Origin of the sequence: Dechloromonas sp. A34 (assembly GCF_026261605.1) — a bacterium.
Classification (GTDB): Bacteria; Pseudomonadota; Gammaproteobacteria; order Burkholderiales; family Rhodocyclaceae; genus Azonexus.
The window spans coordinates 1,622,758-1,640,181 of sequence record NZ_CP102486.1 but is presented as its reverse complement, the minus strand read 5'-3'; the positions used below and the strand labels follow the sequence as shown (position 1 = coordinate 1,640,181).

Annotated in this window: 14 protein-coding genes and 1 tRNA gene; 5 read left to right on the top strand and 10 right to left on the bottom strand. The window is 59.2% G+C overall.

Annotated elements, in window-relative coordinates:
- Positions 1–3 precede the first annotated feature (3 nt).
- Positions 4–975, bottom strand: a complete 972-nt coding sequence (gene tilS / locus NQE15_RS08290; protein ID WP_265948349.1) for a tRNA lysidine(34) synthetase TilS — start codon at positions 973–975, stop codon at positions 4–6.
- On the bottom strand, positions 944–1,912 hold the full coding sequence (locus NQE15_RS08285) for an acetyl-CoA carboxylase carboxyltransferase subunit alpha (protein ID WP_265948347.1): 969 nt from the start codon (positions 1,910–1,912) through the stop codon (positions 944–946). The genes tilS and NQE15_RS08285 overlap by 32 nt, the downstream gene beginning before the upstream one ends.
- Before the next feature lie 193 nt (positions 1,913–2,105).
- On the opposite strand from NQE15_RS08285, the gene NQE15_RS08280 reads away from it, so the two are divergent.
- The gene (locus NQE15_RS08280) at positions 2,106–3,284 is read left to right on the top strand and encodes an EAL and HDOD domain-containing protein (RefSeq protein ID WP_265948345.1); all 1,179 of its coding nucleotides are present in this window, start codon (positions 2,106–2,108) and stop codon (positions 3,282–3,284) included.
- Positions 3,285–3,325: 41 nt separating this feature from the next.
- Here the strand turns inward: NQE15_RS08280 and NQE15_RS08275 are convergent, their stop codons facing one another.
- Entirely contained in the window at positions 3,326–3,967 is a 642-nt protein-coding gene (locus tag NQE15_RS08275) for an MBL fold metallo-hydrolase (protein WP_265948342.1), read from the bottom strand.
- A 120-nt stretch (positions 3,968–4,087) separates the two neighbouring features.
- Here NQE15_RS08275 and NQE15_RS08270 point away from each other — a divergent pair, with 120 nt between their 5' ends.
- Positions 4,088–4,936 (top strand): HDOD domain-containing protein, encoded by an 849-nt coding sequence (locus NQE15_RS08270; protein ID WP_265948340.1) that lies wholly within the window; start codon positions 4,088–4,090, stop codon positions 4,934–4,936.
- A gap of 24 nt (positions 4,937–4,960) precedes the next feature.
- Here NQE15_RS08270 and NQE15_RS08265 read toward each other — a convergent pair whose 3' ends face one another.
- Complete coding sequence (locus tag NQE15_RS08265; RefSeq protein WP_265948337.1) at positions 4,961–6,883, bottom strand: ATP-binding cassette domain-containing protein; 1,923 nt, start codon at positions 6,881–6,883, stop codon at positions 4,961–4,963.
- Positions 6,884–6,983: 100 nt separating this feature from the next.
- Here NQE15_RS08265 and NQE15_RS08260 point away from each other — a divergent pair.
- The 3 genes from NQE15_RS08260 to NQE15_RS08250 all read left to right on the top strand — a co-directional run bounded on the left by NQE15_RS08260 (position 6,984) and on the right by NQE15_RS08250 (position 9,263).
- A tRNA-Arg gene (locus tag NQE15_RS08260) sits at positions 6,984–7,058 on the top strand.
- Positions 7,059–7,245: 187 nt separating this feature from the next.
- A complete protein-coding gene (locus tag NQE15_RS08255; protein WP_265948335.1) occupies positions 7,246–8,493 on the top strand; it encodes a tyrosine-type recombinase/integrase in 1,248 nt (415 codons plus the stop codon).
- 11 nt (positions 8,494–8,504) lie between these two features.
- On the top strand, positions 8,505–9,263 hold the full coding sequence (locus NQE15_RS08250; RefSeq protein WP_265948333.1) for a hypothetical protein: 759 nt from the start codon (positions 8,505–8,507) through the stop codon (positions 9,261–9,263).
- A 275-nt stretch (positions 9,264–9,538) separates the two neighbouring features.
- On the opposite strand, the gene NQE15_RS08245 is transcribed toward NQE15_RS08250, so the two are convergent.
- The 6 genes from NQE15_RS08245 to NQE15_RS08220 all read right to left on the bottom strand — a co-directional run bounded on the left by NQE15_RS08245 (position 9,539) and on the right by NQE15_RS08220 (position 17,420).
- On the bottom strand, positions 9,539–10,165 hold the full coding sequence (locus NQE15_RS08245; RefSeq protein ID WP_265948331.1) for a BRCT domain-containing protein: 627 nt from the start codon (positions 10,163–10,165) through the stop codon (positions 9,539–9,541).
- Between the two features lie 85 nt (positions 10,166–10,250).
- On the bottom strand, positions 10,251–10,739 hold the full coding sequence (locus NQE15_RS08240; protein ID WP_265948329.1) for a hypothetical protein: 489 nt from the start codon (positions 10,737–10,739) through the stop codon (positions 10,251–10,253).
- Positions 10,740–10,749: 10 nt separating this feature from the next.
- Positions 10,750–11,556: a helix-turn-helix domain-containing protein gene (locus NQE15_RS08235; RefSeq protein WP_265948326.1), complete on the bottom strand. Its 807-nt coding sequence runs from the start codon at positions 11,554–11,556 to the stop codon at positions 10,750–10,752.
- Between the two features lie 382 nt (positions 11,557–11,938).
- A complete protein-coding gene (locus NQE15_RS08230) occupies positions 11,939–12,238 on the bottom strand; it encodes a hypothetical protein (RefSeq protein WP_265948324.1) in 300 nt (99 codons plus the stop codon).
- Between the two features lie 234 nt (positions 12,239–12,472).
- Positions 12,473–13,057 (bottom strand): hypothetical protein, encoded by a 585-nt coding sequence (locus NQE15_RS08225; protein ID WP_265948322.1) that lies wholly within the window; start codon positions 13,055–13,057, stop codon positions 12,473–12,475.
- Positions 13,050–17,420 (bottom strand): LPD38 domain-containing protein, encoded by a 4,371-nt coding sequence (locus NQE15_RS08220; protein ID WP_265948319.1) that lies wholly within the window; start codon positions 17,418–17,420, stop codon positions 13,050–13,052. Before NQE15_RS08220 ends, NQE15_RS08225 begins: the two co-directional genes overlap by 8 nt.
- Positions 17,421–17,424 lie beyond the last annotated feature (4 nt).

Below are 17,424 nucleotides of genomic sequence, written 5' to 3'. Positions count from 1 at the left end.
TTGTTATTTTTCCGACAACCAGCGCAGCAAACCACGCCCGGCACGCATCGTGCCCTCCGGCAAGAGTAGTTCCGGATGGCGATCCGGCGCCGCGGTCTGCAATTGCCGGGCAAATTCGTCGAGCCGCGCGGCTACCGGTACTCGCCAGCCGAGTTTCCGCAGCCGATGGCGCAACAAATTTTTCAGCCGCGGCATAGACAGTTGGCGCAAGACGACGAGCCGTACCGCATCGCCTTCACGGGCCCGAGTCCAATCCAGTTCAGCAAGCTCGTCCAGTAAGGCGGCAGCCTCGGCGAAGTTGGCGGCGCCCTGCGCCAGCGCCGATTCGGCTGCAGGAAAACGTTCGCTCAACAGACCTAGCGCTTGGTGGCGGAGGAAATTGCGAGTCAGAGAAAGATCGCCATTGCTTTCATCCTCGACCCATGCCAGACCATGCTGACGTGCATAAGACTCAATCTCGGAGCGGGAGACATCGAGCAGCGGCCGGATCAGGCGCAAGCCACCGAACCGACGCTCACCCGGCATCGCGGCGGCACCGGTGACGCCAGTCCCACGCAGCAGATTGTGGAGCAATGTTTCGGCCTGATCGCCCCGATGCTGGGCGAGCAGCAGGCAACCGGCAGCACCGTCGGCAAAGGCGGCATAACGCGCCCGACGGGCTGCCGCCTCGAGGCCCTCTCCGGCCCCCAGGCCGACCGTGACCCGGCGCACGTTCAAAGGAATACTCAGATCCCGACAATAGCGGGCACAGAAATCAGCCCAGGCGTCGGCGTTGGGCGACAGGCCATGATGGACATGAATGGCGGAGAGACGACCGGCAAGCGGGAGCCGGCTCAGAACATGGGTCAGAACGACCGAATCGCAGCCGCCGGAAAGAGCGACGCAAAGGCGCTCATGCAGCGCCAGGCGGGTGGCCAGGAAAGCGCCGACCCGCTCGCCGAGATCAGCTGACAGCCTGTTCCTTGAAGCGGCCATAGCTCATCAGCCGCTCGTAACGGGTCGCCACCAGCTCGCTGGCCGACTGCCCGGAGAATTGCTTGAGCGCATCCTGCAGGGCCTTCTTCAGGCTCTGTGCCATTGCCGCGTGATCGCGGTGGGCGCCGCCCAGGGGCTCATTGACGATCTTGTCGATCAAGCCCAGCGTCTTCAGGCGCTGCGCCGTGATCCCCATGGTTTCCGCAGCTTCCGGGGCCTTTTCGGCACTCTTCCAGAGGATCGAGGCACAGCCTTCCGGCGAGATCACCGAGTAGGTCGAATATTGCAGCATCTGCACGACATCGCCGACGGCAATCGCCAGCGCACCGCCCGAACCACCTTCGCCGATGATGGTGACGATCACTGGCACCTTGAGCTCGGCCATCACGTAGAGATTGCGGCCGATCGCCTCGGACTGGCCGCGCTCTTCGGCATCGATGCCGGGATAAGCGCCCGGCGTATCAACGAAGGTCATCACCGGCAGGCCGAACTTCTCGGCCAGCTTCATCAGGCGCAGTGCCTTGCGATAACCTTCCGGGCGCGGCATGCCGAAGTTGCGGTAGATTTTTTCCTTGGTATCGCGCCCCTTCTGGTGACCGATCACCATCACCGGCTGGCCATTGAAGCGGGCCAAGCCACCGACAATCGCGTGGTCGTCGGCAAAGGCGCGGTCACCGTGCAACTCTTCGAAATCGGTGAAGATCAGCGACAGGTAATCCAGAGTGTAGGGCCGCTGCGGATGGCGGGCCACCTGAGAAATCTGCCAGGGCGAGAGCTTGGCGTAGATATCCTTGGTCAGCTGACCGCTCTTTTTTTCCAGACGTTCGATTTCTTCCGAGATATCGACGGCGGAATCATCCTGAACAAAGCGCAGCTCTTCGATCTTGGCTTCGAGATCAGCGATGGACTGCTCGAAGTCGAGGAAACTTGTTTTCATGGACAGCTCGTTTTCTAGGTCGGCGCGTATTTTACCCTAAACGTTTGCCGCGCCAGACCAACAATACTCACACCGATTCATCCAGTTGCCACAGTCGCAGCCCAAGCGGGAAATCCACTAAAAATTCTGTCGCCCCAAGACGCCCCCCCTGCTACTTTGCTAACATCATGTGAAATAGTCTGGAAAGTCTGCAATGCCCTCTTCTGATTTTCTCTTCATACACCCGCTGCTCGGCGCGGACGATGCTTGGTCGGGTTTCAGCGTCGAGTTCGCTCCCGGAAAAACCAGCCCCGACCCTCTGCGCCGGTTGAAAGATGCGGACAAGCTGGATGAATTCGACCATCGCCTGCCATGGTTGATCCCTGCAATCCCAGAAGCGAGCGCCAAATCCCGACTGGATGAGCGCACCGTCGTCATTTTCCCGGCCCGGCCCGCCGCCACTGATGCCGAAACATTGCAGCTGTTTGAGACCAGCCTGCGCCAGGCCAACCGCAAGATCGGGCTAAGCGCCGCACCCGACTGCAAGCTACCGGCAACCGGAACCTGGGACTATCTGCTGCTCAGTGCCAGCCACGCCCGTTGCCTGCCGCCCTTTGCCTTACTCGGCCTATGCAGCCGCACCATCCTGGTTGCGACCGATATTCATAGCCATGCTGATCGCCAGTGGCTGCTCGACAACGCCTGCACCCTGGCGACCGGCGAGTTCCTGCTTTCCCGGCGCGCACCGAGCACCAAGGCCGACACCACCCGAATCAAACTCCTAGAACTGCTCGCCCTGATTGCCGAAGATGCCGACACTGGCTCCCTCGAAGCAATTTTCCGCCAGGAACCCAAGCTTTCCTACAGCCTGCTGCGCCTGGTCAATTCGGCGGCGATCGCGCCGCGTACCCCGATTACCAGTTTTTCCCAGGCCATCAACCTGCTCGGACGACGCCAGTTGCAGCGCTGGCTGCAACTACTGGTCTATGCCGATCCGAACAATGGCAATCAACCCAACCCACTGCTCCAGAAGGCCGCCGCCCGCGGTCACCTGCTCGAACTGCTCGCCCCCCAGCTGAAACCGCAACCGCAAGTCGAGAACCTGGCTGATGCCGCCTTCATGATCGGCGCCTTCTCGTTGCTCAATGTCCTGCTCAACATGTCGATGACGGAAATTCTCCAGCAGCTGCCGCTTTCCGACCTTGTGCGCTCGGCGCTGGCCGACCATGGCGGAGTGCTCGGCCGCTTGCTGCTGGCCATCGAAGCGGCCGAAGGACGTGACCTGGGAAATGCTGCTCAACGCCTGTGCGAGCTTGAAGTGCTGAGCAGTGACCATCTTGACGCCCAGTTGGAAGCATTTAGCTGGGCCGCAAAAATTCGCCCGAACGCTTAATGGTCAGACGGGGCTCGCGGCACAATCAGCCGCTTGCCCGATCAGCCGAAGCGCCCGCTCAGAAAGGGGTTGTACTTCCGCTCTTCGCCAAACGTCGACATCGGGCCATGGCCCGGGATGAATGCCACCGCATCGCCGAGCGGAAAGAGCTGCTCCTTGATCGAACCGATCAATGTTTCGTGATCGCCCTTGGGAAAATCGGTGCGACCGATCGAGCCCTGGAAAAGCACATCGCCGACCTGTGCCAACTGGCTTGGCGGATGGAAAAAGACCACATGGCCTGGCGTGTGGCCGGGGCAATGCAGCACATCGAGTTCGACCTCGCCAAAACGGACCTTGTCACCACCCTTCAGCCAGCGCGTCGGCGTGAAGCTCTGACCATTGGCGAAACCGAACATCTTGCCCTGCTGAGCCATGCCGTCGATCCAGAAACGGTCGTCTTCGTGCGGCCCCTCGACCGGTACGCCGGTCTGTCCGGCAAGCGTGGCCACTGCGCCGGCGTGATCGATATGGCCATGAGTCACCAGGATGCAGGCCAGCGTCAGGCCTTCGGCCTCCAGCGCCTGCCGAACCCGATCGAGATCGCCACCCGGATCGATGACCGCCGCCTGTTTGGTTTTTTCACACCAGAAAATGGTGCAGTTCTGTTCGAATGGAGTAACAGGAACGATCTTGTAGCGCATAACCAGCCCGAAACGTATGATTTGGCGGCATTATCGCATGCGAGGAACCTTGCCCGGCAAGGCAGCGCCCCTTAAACTCGCGGCGTTGGAAGGCGCACATTTTCGAGGACAACAAAAAACATGCTCGACCACCCGCTGCCAGATATCGACGCCTGGGCCCTGCTCTTCAGCAACAACAGCCTGCCCGTGCTCCGCGTCACCAAGCGCCGGCTCGACGAAATGCGTGAGGATATAGAGCGCGTCGACACCCGGGAACTGGCCCACCTCATCCTCCAGGATCCGATCATGACGGTGCGCGTGCTGGCCTTCATCCAGCCGATGCGCGGCCGCGCCCTGCAGCACGACATCACGACCATTGCCAGCGCCGTCCTGATGGCCGGCATGAATCCATTTTTCCGGCGCTTCGAAGATCTGCCCACCGTCGAAGGCATGCTGAAGGGGGAAGACCCGCATGCCCTGCTCGGCGTCCTGCAAGTCATCCGCCGCGCCCAGCGCGCCGCCGACTATGCCCAGGACTGGGCGATCTGGCGCCACGACATCAATATGGAAGAAGTGCGCATCGCCGCCCTGCTCCACGACCTTACGGAAATCCTGGTCTGGTGTTTCGCGCCGAAGCTGGGGCTGGATATTCGCGCCCAGCAACTGGCCCAGCCGACCATGCGCAGCGTCGACGCCCAGACCCAAACCATCGGTTTCACGTTTCAGGACATTCAGCCGGAACTGTGCCGGATCTGGCACCTGCCGGACCTGCTGCTGCGCCTGCTCGACGATGCCAACGCCGCCAACCCGCGGGTCCAGAACGTCGCCCTGGCCGTTCGCCTGGCCCGGCACTCGTCGCACGGCTGGGAGGACCCGGCGCTACCCGACGATTACCGGGACATCGGCCATCTGCTCAACATCACCCCGGAAGCCGTGCGCCAGCGCCTCGGCCTGGAGCCAATGCCGGCCCGCGAGGCCGAGGACGACTAGCCCCGCCGCGCCGAGCGCCGCAGCTCAGGCGGAACCGGCGGCGCGCGCCTCCAGTATTTCCCAACGTTCGAGCAAGACCATCAACTCGTCGTCGATGGCCGCCAGGCGCGCCGCCGCATCCTGCGCCCCCTGGGCATCGGTCTGGTAAATCGCCGGGTCTTCGAGGCGTTTACTCAGCCTCCCCTGCTCACTTTCGAGCGCAGCGACTTTCTCGGGTAGCGTCTCGAGTTCCTTCTGCTCTTTCCAGGACAGCTTGTCGCCCTTGGCCTTCGTCGCCTCGGCGGCCTTCGCCACCGGTTTCGCCTCGGCCTTGAGCTTCATCGCCTCTTTCGCGCGGCTCGCCTGATACGCCGCCCAATCGCTGTAGCCACCTGCGTATTCGCGCCACAGGCCATCACCTTCGGCCGCGATGGTCTGGGTCACCACGTTGTCGAGAAAGGTCCGGTCGTGACTGACCAGGAACAGCGTCCCATCATAGTTGGCCAGCAGTTCCTCGAGCAGTTCGAGGGTTTCGATATCGAGGTCGTTGGTCGGCTCGTCGAGCACCAGCACATTGGCCGGCTTGGCAAACAGGCGGGCCAGCAGCAGGCGGTTGCGCTCGCCGCCGGAGAGCGAACTGACCGGCGAACGGGCGCGTTCGGGAGCGAACAGGAAATCCTCCAGGTAACCGATCACATGCTTGCGCGCACCGCCGATCTCGACGAAATCCGAACCTGGCGAGATGACGTCGATCAATGTGGAATCCGGGTTCAACTGGGTCCGGAACTGGTCGAAATAAGCGACGTCGATCTTGGTGCCCAGGCGGACCGTGCCCGCGTCGGGCTTCAACTCGCCGAGGATCATCCGCAGCAGCGTCGTCTTACCGGCGCCGTTGGGCCCGATCAGGCCGATCTTGTCGCCGCGCTGGATGCGTATCGAGAAATCGCGGACGATGACCCGCTGCCCGAAGGACTTGCCGACATGCTCCAGTTCGGCAACCAGCTTGCCACTCTTGTCGCCGGCATCGAGTTGCAGATTGACCTTGCCCATCCGCTCGCGCCGCGCCTGGCGTTCGGCCCGCAGCTTGTCCAGGCGCTGGACGCGGAACACCGCGCGCGTCCGCCGCGCCTCGACGCCCTTCCGGATCCAGACCTCCTCTTCCTTGAGCAGCTTGTCGGCGCGGGCATTGGCCAGCCCTTCTTCATGCAGCAAGGCCTCCTTGCGTAACTGGTATTCCTTGAAGCTGCCGGGGAAACTAGCCAGTTTGCCGCGATCCAGCTCTACGATGCGGGTACATACGCGGTCGAGAAAAGAACGGTCGTGGGTAATGAAAAACAGGCAGACATTGCTCTCGATCAGCATGGTCTCCAGCCATTCGATGGCCGCGATATCGAGATGGTTGGTCGGCTCGTCGAGGAGCAGCACCTCGGGTGCCACCGCCAGGGCCTGAGCCAGGGCCAAGCGCTTCTTCTGGCCGCCGGACAGGCTGCCGACGCGGGCGTCGGGGTCCAGCCCGAAACGGTCGATGACCTTCTCGGCCTGCGCTTCGCAAGCCCAGGCTCCGCTCGCTTCTAGTTCGTGCTGCAAGGTTTCCATGCGGGCCAGCAGCGCCTCGTGATCGCCCGTACCGTCGGCCATCTGATGCGATACCTCATGGTAGGCGGCGAGCAGCTTCGAAGCCTCGCCCATGCCCGAGACCACGGCCTCGAACACCGACAACTCGGGGTCGAAGGGCGGCTCCTGCGGCACATAGCCGACGCGGATACCAGGCTGCACCCAGACCTCGCCATCATCGAGCTTGCCGCGGCCGGTACCGGCCGCCATCGCCGCCAGCATCGACGACTTGCCGGTACCGTTGCGGCCGATCAGGGCAACCCGCTCGCCCGGGTCGAGCAGGAAATCGGCGTGATCGAGAAGCGGCACGTGGCCGTAGGCAAGACAGGCAGCAGAGAGTTTGAGGTACGGCATGAGGGAAAAATGGGCGCTCGGTGATGGTTTTAGTGGCCGGGAATCTATCACAAGGCCCGCGCACCCCGGTACAATTCGCGCCTGCCGTCAAATGCAGCTCGCCTCCATAGTTAAATGGATATAACACGCCCCTCCTAAGGGCGAATTGGTGGTTCGATTCCACCTGGGGGCGCCAATACGTTTTCCGGCAGAGTTCTTCAAGGTTCCAAACCCCGCGTAAATGCGGGGTTTTTTGTCTATACTGCCTCCATAGCAGTTCGTTTTAGTTGTCTTGAAGCCGGATTTTTTGTTGGTATATCTGTTGGCATGGAAACAGATACCAACACACCCGGCAAATCAGATACCAACAACGCGGGGGTAACATGCTGACAGATAAGGCAATTTCAGGACTCAAGGGTCAAGCCAAGGCCTACCGAGTATCTGACTCCGGCGGCCTGTATGTCGAGGTCAAACCCGATGGTTCTAAGTACTGGCGTCAGGCCTACCGTTTTGCCGGCAAGCAGAAGACCCTCGCCCACGGCGTTTACCCCACTATCGGACTCAAGGAAGCACGGAAGCGGCGCGACGATGCCAAGGCGCTGCTCGACCTGAATATTGACCCAGGCCACCAACGGAAGGTCGAGAAACTGACCGCTAAGCTGTCAGCAGCCAACACCTTTGACGCCATCGCCAGGGAGTGGCACGAGAACCGTGAAAGCGGGCTGGCCAAGAAGACTGCAAATAAGACCATCGCCGCACTGGAAACCTACGTGTTCCCGAAAATCGGCGCCCTGCCCATTGAGAGCGTAGAGCCTGCGCATATCCTGGCCGTGATCCTGCCAATCGACAGAAAGGGCAACGGCGAGACGGCACGGCGGGTTCGCGCATGGATCGATGCAGTCTTTCGCTACGCAATCCAGCATGGAAAAGTGAAGATCAACCCTGCCGCCGAACTGCGTAGCGGCGAAGTTCTTCGGCCGGCGAAGGAAAAGCATCTGGCCAGCCTGCCGATTTCGCAGCTACCCACCTTCCTTCGCACAATTGACGATGCGTCCAAGCGAGTCGATTACCGGACTCGCCTAGCCCTGCGGCTCCTTCTGCACACATTCGTTCGCCCCGGTGAATTGAATTGGGCCATGTGGTCAGAGTTCGACACCGAGGCCAAGGAGTGGCGCATACCGGCAGAGCGCATCAAGGGCGCAGGCCGAGGCATGAAGATGAAGGAAGAACACATCGTCCCCCTCAGCGATCAAGCCATAGCCATTCTGGAAGAACTGCACCCGCTGACTGGGGGCTACAAATTTCTGTTCCCATGCCTTGGGCGCCCCGGCGAAGCCGGCATGAGTGAGAACACCTTGCGTATGGCGATCCAGAAAGGCCTTGGTTTCCCGGTAACAGCCCACGGCATGCGGGCAACGGCAACTAGCGCACTACTTGAGCTAGGCTGGCCGGCCCATGTTATCGACAAGCAACTGGCCCACCGTGAGCGGCGCGGTGCAACCTTTGGCGCCTACTCACATCAGGCCGAATACCTTCCAGAGCGCCGGAAGATGATGCAGGCTTGGGCCAACCACCTGCAAGCGTTGGAACACGACACGAAAGTAGTGCCGTTCATGGCAAAGAAAGGCTGATTGACAAAGTAATGAACACGTCACAGCAAAGCCATTTTCTGGCCATATACGCCGATTGCACCGCAGCAAGTGCTTTGACGCTGCTAGCACACACGTCGCCATTTACCAGCAACCGGAAGAAAATGCATGCGTTGATTCAGGCCGTCCGCGAGGCTGCACAGCCTTTCGTTGCTGAATCCAACATACCGGCCTGCACAGTACCGCCGAGAATTCTGGAAAACCCCATGCACCGTTTGGTGCCCCCGGAATCATTGGGAATTGCCAATGGTTTTCTGTTTGGATTTGCCACCAAGCAACCGGCTGTGCGGGAAGTCATAGAACAATACGGCCTCTACAAATCAGGGTTGGCCGCACTCAGCATGACCGAGCAAGGAGATTCCCCGGAGGCCGTCATTGTTCTGCTGAACATGGTTCACACGCTGAAGGCTGGCCGGGTAGGAAAACGGAACAGCGCTGCGGCCTCTCAATCCAGAAGCCCTCAACGATCATTCATCAAGCAAATTATTCTCGATGATTTGCGAAATATAAGCACAGGCCAGAAAGATACCCACGATTTATGGCGTGCGGCTGGCCGGGCAACAGCCTACACCTTCGATTTCAATGACAGAGTTTTCAAGTGCGATGCCCGCATTGAGAAAAATGAATTGTGTGGTTCGTATTGCGATGCCAACAACGAAGATGCGAATCTCGAAGAATTTACGCCTATGACCTACGAGCAGTTCAAGAACATTGTCGGAAAACTGAAAATGGAGATTCGAGACGGCGCGTAACCAACGCACTTGGCCGCAATGAATCAGCACTTGGGTTCCCGCGGGCAAGTTACGGCACCAGACAGAAGTATCCTTCGCCTGCTGCCAAACTGCTACATGACCTTGGGCCCTGGTCGGCATATTTTTAGAACACGGAACCTGGCGGAATAAGCTCGCGGAAGCAAAGATGGGTTAAGGCAGCGGCCGCCCCCAATGAGTATGACAGCCGGCGCGCCCAGTAACGAGGCAATTTCTGCGCCCCCCTGCAGCCACCTCTCGACGTCGCACGGGGGGGGTTATCGCAACCGCGCCGCCCAATAGCTCTCGGAAATAATTGCCAATGGGGCACCGGCTTCCCGGTAGTCGACTGCCTTGGCGATTTTGGAGCCGAAACTGCTGTGCCTCCAGACGTCCGAACCGATATTGCCGATCACCAAGTAGTGCAGTTTCTTCGTAATGCTGCCCGCGGGAATGCCGCCACGTTGTTCGATTGCTCCGTGGCAGTCGGCACGTTTGCCAAAGTCGAATACTCCGGTAAAGCAGAAGCTGTGGCCTTCGATTGTTACCGGAGGTGCTGGCGTATTGAGCGGCAGGGCGGTCGGGACCACATTGCCAGCGCTACTACGTGGGCTGGCAATGTTCATGATCAGCGTCAACAGATCACGTTGCTCGTCTTCGTCCAAGTGGCCATCGGCCAGCATGTACCGCAGACGATCATAGAGAACGCTGGCGGGCCAAGTGTCAATGCTCAAGCGGTGATTGTGTAGCCAGCTCAGGATCGAGTGCGCTTCAGTTTGGTCGATGTGTCCATCTTGCAATGCAAATTCGCAAATACCAAGCAGCTGGTCGATATCTCGCTTGATAATCCGATCAGCATGGATTCGAAGTAAGCGAGGGTCTTCCGGATCGTATGCATTCTCCATGGCCTATATCTTTGATATTGGAATACGCCATAGTAATAAAAAACCCGCCATCGGGCGGGTTTTATGTTGTCTGCTGTGACTAATTTTACTTTGCCGCTTTGCTAGTGCGAATCCGTTTTCTCTGGGGTTGAGTATTGCTCGCTTGCTCAGCCGGCTCAGAATTAAGTGTCGAGAGGCCAATGGAAAACTTCCCCCAAGGCTGGCGGGCGGTTAGATTCAGAATCATTTCTCGGATAGCGGGATACAACATCCGGTGCGCCGCATCGGCGGCTAGGCGTTCCAAGTCCTTAATCTGGCCGCTAGTCTCGATCTGCAGGTAGCAGAGACTGAGCATTTCGATGAAGTATGGGGCCTTTGGGCTTTCCTTGCGGTCGACGTTGATACGCAGCTCGCACAAATAGCGCGCATTTCCTTCACCTGTATTGCTAACGTTCATTGATGAATTGATATGGACGTCGGCGCCCGATTCAGCTTTTTCTGATTCGGTGTTCTCTGCGAGTTTAGGAAAATCAGGGTTCGCTATGACCTGAATTACCGGAAAAGAGTGATCTTCGTATTTGATCTGTATTTTCATGGTTTGCAGGCTAATTCTTGGCGTAGTGCTTGCCGTGTATGGTTGTCTTCGCCGAATGCGTTTTGTGGCCAGAGAAGGATTTGAGATAGTCCAGTCGCAGCGTTCCGATTTCCGGGAATTTGTTTACTGACCACCATTCGTTAGTCAGTGCCTTGCTCGCATCGATCAACTCTGATTCGTTGCACGCTATGGTGACTTGTCCCTCACCGGGCCATCGAAGCACATTAACGGCAGTCAAGTAATCTTTGATTTGCGAAACGCTTTTGTGGGCTGGGGTGCATTGCACGAAATAGCGCGTCGCCAGGCTGGCTTGCTGTTCGATCCAAACGTCAACCTGCGTAGCGTTATCGCCGTCGTTCGGGTGGAGATTGGATGTCCAGGCTTTATTGGTGGCATCAAACGTCATGACGATAGGTTCATCGCTGAATTCAGCGATGCCAAGTTGGGTGAGCGCACCAGGCGCAGAGGCGGGGTAGCCAAAATCGGTCAGGCACTTTTGTTTTAACAAGACGCTGGCTTCTAGCGGCACTTTGTTCTTGGATTCCCAATTGGCGATCGTCAGTTCAGTACGGCCGAACAAACGGCCAATTTCGGCGCGCGGGATACCCATGGCTTTGCGGATATATTGGAACTCGTGGCCGCGTAGGCAGCCAGGCCGCATCGACAAGGCAACGCCGATCTGGCGGGTCAGCTGGTTGATATCGTGATAGCCCACGCACTCGCCGTAGTCCGGATCGGTATCGACCTCATAGCCGTTTTCGAGGAAGACGCCCGTCAGGCGACCATCTTCGAAGGGGCGTCTTACTGATGTGTTCATGATGAGCACCTTATAACAGTGATGACAAGCAGGTGGGGTCGGTCGTCTTTGACGCTGACCTCTACGCCGAGCTTGATGCCATCGATATCTCGTTTTTCAAACCTGCAGTTCATTTCGCCGAAGAATCGTCCTGGTTCGGGCTGCCTGGGCATGGAACCCATTGTCACAATTTCCGATATTTCAGCCTCGGTAATGCGACGCGGGCCCATGCGTTCCCATCTGGTGTGCTTGGACAGCCTGACATTGACACTATTCCTAGCAATCTTTCTGACATGCTGAAAGAGCTCGTCCTTGGTCATGTTGACTACGGACTTGGTGGGCGGTTCGCTCATAACATATAAAAATTATAGGTTCTTATTGTTAAATTGTCATGTCGTCGACATCAATCAGTGTGCGTGATCGCTTTCCTGATCGGTACTTTCGTCGATAAACGTCGTCTCAACGTAGGTAATTTGGCAGGATTTGCCAAAGTGCCCGGGCGGCAGATACCCAGTAAGCGGGTCAAGCTTGGGCAGCGGGCTCTAGTTTCTCCGAGAACGGCAAAGTGTGAACGGGAAATTCGCGCACGTTCGGCAAGATTATCCTTGTAGGCCTTTACAAATTCGGCAGTTTGCATATTTTCGTCATTATCAGCGTTGTCTATGTCATCCCGCAAGCTGTCGATCAGGGCGTCGACTGTCATAGGCTTCACAGACCAATGCCGGATGCTTCGTCGCCACCGGATCTACCTTTGCAAGACTAAAAGCCAAGCCATTCACGAAATGGTCACATCCGAAGTTTCTCCGTCACTCATGGCCGAACCCGCTCAAGCCCTTCCCGCTGCTCGCGTAGCAGTTGGTTCAACTCCTTCACGAGATCCCGCAACTCCCGCCATTCCCCGCCTTTTTCGGCATTCCGTGAAGACTTGGCCAGCCCCTCAGCCGTGCGCGGCCCCGTCGATTTTTTCCACGGTTGCCATTGCCGGATCAGCATCGATTGCCTCGCCCGGCGTTCCGGTGTCCAGCCGTTCGCCATGATTGCCCTCCAAAAGTTCGTTTTGCCCGGATTTGAATTCTCCCGCGTGCGCGGGCGAAGGTGATTCCCCGTTGTTCACCTGCTGATGCCCGTGAGCAATGTTTTGCTGCTTCACAAACGCCACCGGTCGTGGATTTTTGATTTCGGCCAGGGTCTGCAATGTCGCCCGGCTCTGTGCCTGCGCCTTCAGTGCAGTACGGATATACAACTCGGCATTGGTGGCGCGTTGAGTAACGGCCGCCTTTCTGGCGAATTCAGCGAACATGGCATTGAGCGCGACCGCCTGCCCAAGCAGCATTTCCTCAAGGCTTGCTAAGTTACCCTTTGCCACCTCAGCAGCTTGCTTCAGGATGACGACTGCGCAATCCCCAAGATCAAGTTCGCCAAATGCATCCGCAGAGTAAATGCGGGCGGTACTTGCGCTGGAAATGACCGGATGAAGGGCCATTTTCTCGTTTTCCAAGACAGCGACTTTCTTCTCATCCATGGTTCGCTCTCCCCTTCTGCGCAGCCTCAGCATCCTTGACGGTTGCCTTCAGCAGCAGATTCTTCTCAGCAATCAGTTCATCGATCCGCTGACGCTTTTCGGTGGGCGTCAGCGACTTGTCACGGTGCGTTTTCATCATCTCGGCATTGACCTTCCGGATATTCAGTTGCGCCCGTTCCAGCGCCTTGGCCTCCCCAGCAAGCGGCCCCTTTTCCTTCTCGTCGGCGATCTCCGGCCGCCCCTGCCGGTCCAACTCCTTGAGCGTGCCTTGCAGGCGCTTGGCTTCCCCGAGCATGTCGTAAAACTTCGTTTCGAACTTCGTGTGCTTGGCCGGCTCCTGAGCGTAGAAACGGCGGACCACAGGCAGTTCATCGGTGCGCATGGCCGGGCCGGCATCATCGAAAAATGCCTTGTCGGTCAGCATCAGGCCGTAGGCCGCCCAGGTGTTCAGGTAGCCCCTCAGCAGCGCTTCAGTGCGTACCGGATTCACTTGCAACGATTCCGGCAGATTGCTGGTTGCCATGCCGAGCGCCCGCATCGTCTCGCTGGTGTTCGGCTTGGCCCGCATGAACGGCTGCACGTTCTCCATGCCCGGCGTCTCGATGGGTGCCTTCGTGAAACTGTTCTTGTTGGCGCCCTGCTCGTAGATCGGCGCCAGGACCTGCGGCATCAGGTTGAGGCTGAAGGTGTTGCCAACGATGCGAGCGAAGTCCTTACCCAGTCCGGCCGGGTCGGTTTCATTCAGGCGTTCCACGGTGCGCTCAGCCAGCGATGCCACGGCGCCGATTTCCCAAATCTTCGGATAACGGAAGTGCTGATCGCCCACAAAGAAATGCCAGTGAGTATCCTTGTCCCAATCCGGCAGATCGGCATAACGCGGATCGTCCCGGTTCAGCAGGTACAGCCCGACCGACGACAGGGCGACCATACCCGTCTTGATACCGATGGCCGCCCGGTTTGGATCGTGGGCAATGCCCCGATAAAGGCGATCCATGGAAACGACTGCAGGCCGGAGGAACATCACCGTGTCGTACATGAAGCCAAGCGCCTTGCTATCGCCCTTCATGGCGAAATCAGTCGAAACCTCGCGCCCCTGGAACGCAGCATGGCGCGGATGCTCGCCGGCATTGATGGCCCGCTTGTATTCGCCGAGGCGCGTGGACATTTCGAAGGCGTCAGCTAACGTTTCCACAGCGTTCAGCAGCTTCTCGGGCGTATCCAGCACCGTGCGGTAATCAACCCCCTGCCTGCTGTAGAACTTCTCCAGCTTCGTGCGCAAATGGTGCTCATCGAGATACAGGCTCGACAGCCCGCCACCGTTGGCGATGTACTCTTTGTACAGTGGATCGCGCTTCAGACGCAGGCGCATCCCGTGAAGCGAATCCAGAACCGGCCGGAATCCTGACCGGGACATCACGGCCCCCATGATCGTATCGCGGGCAATGTTCGCCACCATGAAATCTGGCGTCAGGGTGATTGTTGCTTGGCCGATGCGTTTGGGCATGCCGAGCCATTGCGTCAGCCAGTGCATGGGCGCCCGGTCGAGTGACGACAGCGCACGGTACAGAATCGGGTCGCCGACTTCGTACCAAACGGGCTTCCCTCCCTTCAGCACGGCAACCACGTTGCCCCCGGCCGGCGGCTGGCCGCTTAGGAAGAACTCGAAGAAGGCCGGCGGCTGACCGTCAATTGCAATGCCGTAGCGCTTCAACATTTCATCCATGACCTGGCTACCGGAAACCTTCACCGGCCGCGATTCAGCGTCGATCTTGACCATGAACTTGGCGCCACCGGGGCGACTGGCCATCTCGGCAACCTTCAGACGAGCCGCGTTCTTCACAGCCACATCAATCAACTGCGCGGCATTGCCGATCATGTTGCCCAGGACATCGCGGATATTGTCAGTGCCGCCGGTCAATGCCTTCACGCCGGCCCAATCGCCCGGCTTCCCCTTCAAGCCGCCCGGCTGCTGCACACGATGAAACGGCAGGTATTCGGTGCGTTTCCAAAGCTTCCGCGTTTCCGGGTTCAGCACGCCTTGCGCCTCGGCAAAGTCGAGAACGCCCTTGTTCCACGCTTGATAGTCCCTGAAAGCCTGGTCGAATTCAGGGGTGCGCAGCTTCAGCATGCCGTTGATTTCAGCCTTGGTGAACAGATGCTCCCGGCCCTGCTGCATCAACTCGCGGGCCGAGCGGCCGACGAAGTACAGCAAGGCATCATCTAGGCTGGCCGAGACAGGGCGCAAGATTTCCTCCAAGCCCTTGCCGGCGTAGGTGAATGAGCGGTCAGCCTTCTTGACGGGGTAGCCAAAGCGGATCGCCCCATCCGCAATCGAGGCCGATGCACGCGACAGCCGGGCGGTTTCGTAGGCGCCGCCGGCAATGATCTTGCCGCCGGTCATGTCCCGCTCCATCTGGTAGATGCCGTGCAAATCATCCACTGTCGATTGCCGGAACTTGTCGAAAGCACGGTCGAAGAACTCGGCCAACGGCTTTTCCTGGCCGATCTTGGAGCGGGCGCGATTGAGCGAATCCTGGCTAAACCAGCCGGTCATGTCGGCCTGTGCTTTGCGCAGAGCCGGGCCGTAGGCATGCTTGGCGGCGAAGTCATCAAGGAAGGCCGCCACCTTCGGCGCCCTGGCTTGCAGGGTTTCCGGCTGGGTCATCCACAAGCGCATGCCCTCGGCGAAACCTTCGGCGACATTGCTCCGATCATAGCTGACGCTGCGCAGTTCCTCCGTCAGCGCCTTGTCGGCCCTCATCGCCTTGGACAGTTCAGGAACGCGATGGTCAATCAAGTGCGCCATTTCATGGCTGGCCACTTCGATATCGTTGAGCCGCTTGATGCGCACCTCCTCAACGCCAGGACGGAAGAAACCCAAGCGGTTCTTGCCCTTCACCCGCCCCTCATAAATCGTGCTGTTGAGTGCCTTGGTGAAATCCTTGATGATGGACTCGCGCCGGATCGGGTCGGGCAAGTCGGCCACACTGGCGGCGCCGGCCGGGCTGCGGGCATCATCGATAAGCGGCGCATAGTTCGCACCCGGCGCCCAACTGTTCTGCACCTTGCCGGCCATCGGCTGGACTTCGGCATTCAGGGGCTGGAATCCTTTCGCAGCCTCAAATCCCCCGATTCCAGCGCTCGTTCCAGCGGCATTCCGCTCCGGATGCGCTCCTTCAGGGTTGTGCTGGCCACCCCGATTCTCCCCGCCCAATCCTGCAGCGGTAGCGTCTCCCCGTTGAAGGTCAACAAGCGCGGTTTCTTGAACGGCAGTTTTCCGGGGCGCAGCGAATGCTCCATCCCAAGGTTCAGAACCACCATCCGGTCGCGCAAGGTTTTCCCCGGTATCCCGAATGTTGCCCCGACCTCCTCCAGCGACAGGAACGTTTCGTTCACCGTCAGCAGCAAATGACTGGACCGGCGATGCCTGATTTGTCGCCGGTACGGCATCCATGCCACGTTCCCCGCCTCGTAGTTCCCGTTCACGTCCAGGCGCCCCAACCACAGACGCCCCTTGGTCGGCTTCGGCCCAACGTCCCTCAGAAAGGTCTCGAAACTGTTCATCCACTGAGGGCAGAACGCTACCCCTCTCCCGCCGTACCATCGAAAACTCTTGTCCTTGGGATTGGTACACATTCGTATCGCCCCCTTCCAAGCCGCGTACTCCCGACGGTGCGTTGCTGAAATCGCGCCCATCACTGACCTCCTTCAACGGATGAAACCCACGTTGGGCCGGATCGCCAGAAACACGCATGGCGGTGTTTTCTGCCGATTGCGCAACCTCTGCCGCTGCCGACGCTCCGTTCGTTGCCTGCGCGTCGCTGCCGATACCTTCCAGTCCCATCTCCGACTTTCCCGAGATACGCGCTTTGCCTGCGCGAATAGCAGGGTCGATTGCCATGGGGAGCGCGTTGATTGCGGTGTCGACCACGGTTGCCGCCAACGGGCTGCCAGTGGTATCCAGCACCTTGCCGCCCACGGCTTGCCCGGCCTCGGCCAGTTTCTGGAAGGGCAGGGTCGCCAACTCAGTTGCAGCCTTGCCCATTTCGCCACGCGGTTGGTAGGTAAGCGCCTCGCTCACACCATGGACGACATCCGCCCCCTTCCGTTCGGTCATGCCCAGGGCGTTGCCAACTTCGGCACCGATACCGGCAAGTCCGGCCACAGGAAGGGCCACCGCCTGACTGGCCAGATTCAAGCCAGTTTCGGCAATGGCCGTCAGCGGATTTTCCAAAGCGATCGTTTTCAGCATGGACGGCTGACCCGGATTCAGCGGCGTAAAGCCGCTAGCCTGCGACGGATCAGCCAGCGGAACGAATCCGCCCTGCGGCTGCTCATTCTGATTGAGTGCGACGAATCCCATGATG

Bases quoted from the DNA above. Each gene is read 5' to 3' on its own strand.
- tilS (WP_265948349.1), bottom strand. From the start codon at position 975: ATGGCCGCTTCAAGGAACAGGCTGTCAGCTGATCTCGGCGAGCGGGTC.
- NQE15_RS08285 (WP_265948347.1), bottom strand. From the start codon at position 1,912: ATGAAAACAAGTTTCCTCGACTTCGAGCAGTCCATCGCTGATCTCGAA.
- NQE15_RS08280 (WP_265948345.1), top strand. From the start codon at position 2,106: ATGCCCTCTTCTGATTTTCTCTTCATACACCCGCTGCTCGGCGCGGAC.
- NQE15_RS08275 (WP_265948342.1), bottom strand. From the start codon at position 3,967: ATGCGCTACAAGATCGTTCCTGTTACTCCATTCGAACAGAACTGCACC.
- NQE15_RS08270 (WP_265948340.1), top strand. From the start codon at position 4,088: ATGCTCGACCACCCGCTGCCAGATATCGACGCCTGGGCCCTGCTCTTC.
- NQE15_RS08265 (WP_265948337.1), bottom strand. From the start codon at position 6,883: ATGCCGTACCTCAAACTCTCTGCTGCCTGTCTTGCCTACGGCCACGTG.
- NQE15_RS08255 (WP_265948335.1), top strand. From the start codon at position 7,246: ATGCTGACAGATAAGGCAATTTCAGGACTCAAGGGTCAAGCCAAGGCC.
- NQE15_RS08250 (WP_265948333.1), top strand. From the start codon at position 8,505: ATGAACACGTCACAGCAAAGCCATTTTCTGGCCATATACGCCGATTGC.
- NQE15_RS08245 (WP_265948331.1), bottom strand. From the start codon at position 10,165: ATGGAGAATGCATACGATCCGGAAGACCCTCGCTTACTTCGAATCCAT.
- NQE15_RS08240 (WP_265948329.1), bottom strand. From the start codon at position 10,739: ATGAAAATACAGATCAAATACGAAGATCACTCTTTTCCGGTAATTCAG.
- NQE15_RS08235 (WP_265948326.1), bottom strand. From the start codon at position 11,556: ATGAACACATCAGTAAGACGCCCCTTCGAAGATGGTCGCCTGACGGGC.
- NQE15_RS08230 (WP_265948324.1), bottom strand. From the start codon at position 12,238: ATGACAGTCGACGCCCTGATCGACAGCTTGCGGGATGACATAGACAAC.
- NQE15_RS08225 (WP_265948322.1), bottom strand. From the start codon at position 13,057: ATGGATGAGAAGAAAGTCGCTGTCTTGGAAAACGAGAAAATGGCCCTT.
- NQE15_RS08220 (WP_265948319.1), bottom strand. From the start codon at position 17,420: ATGGGATTCGTCGCACTCAATCAGAATGAGCAGCCGCAGGGCGGATTC.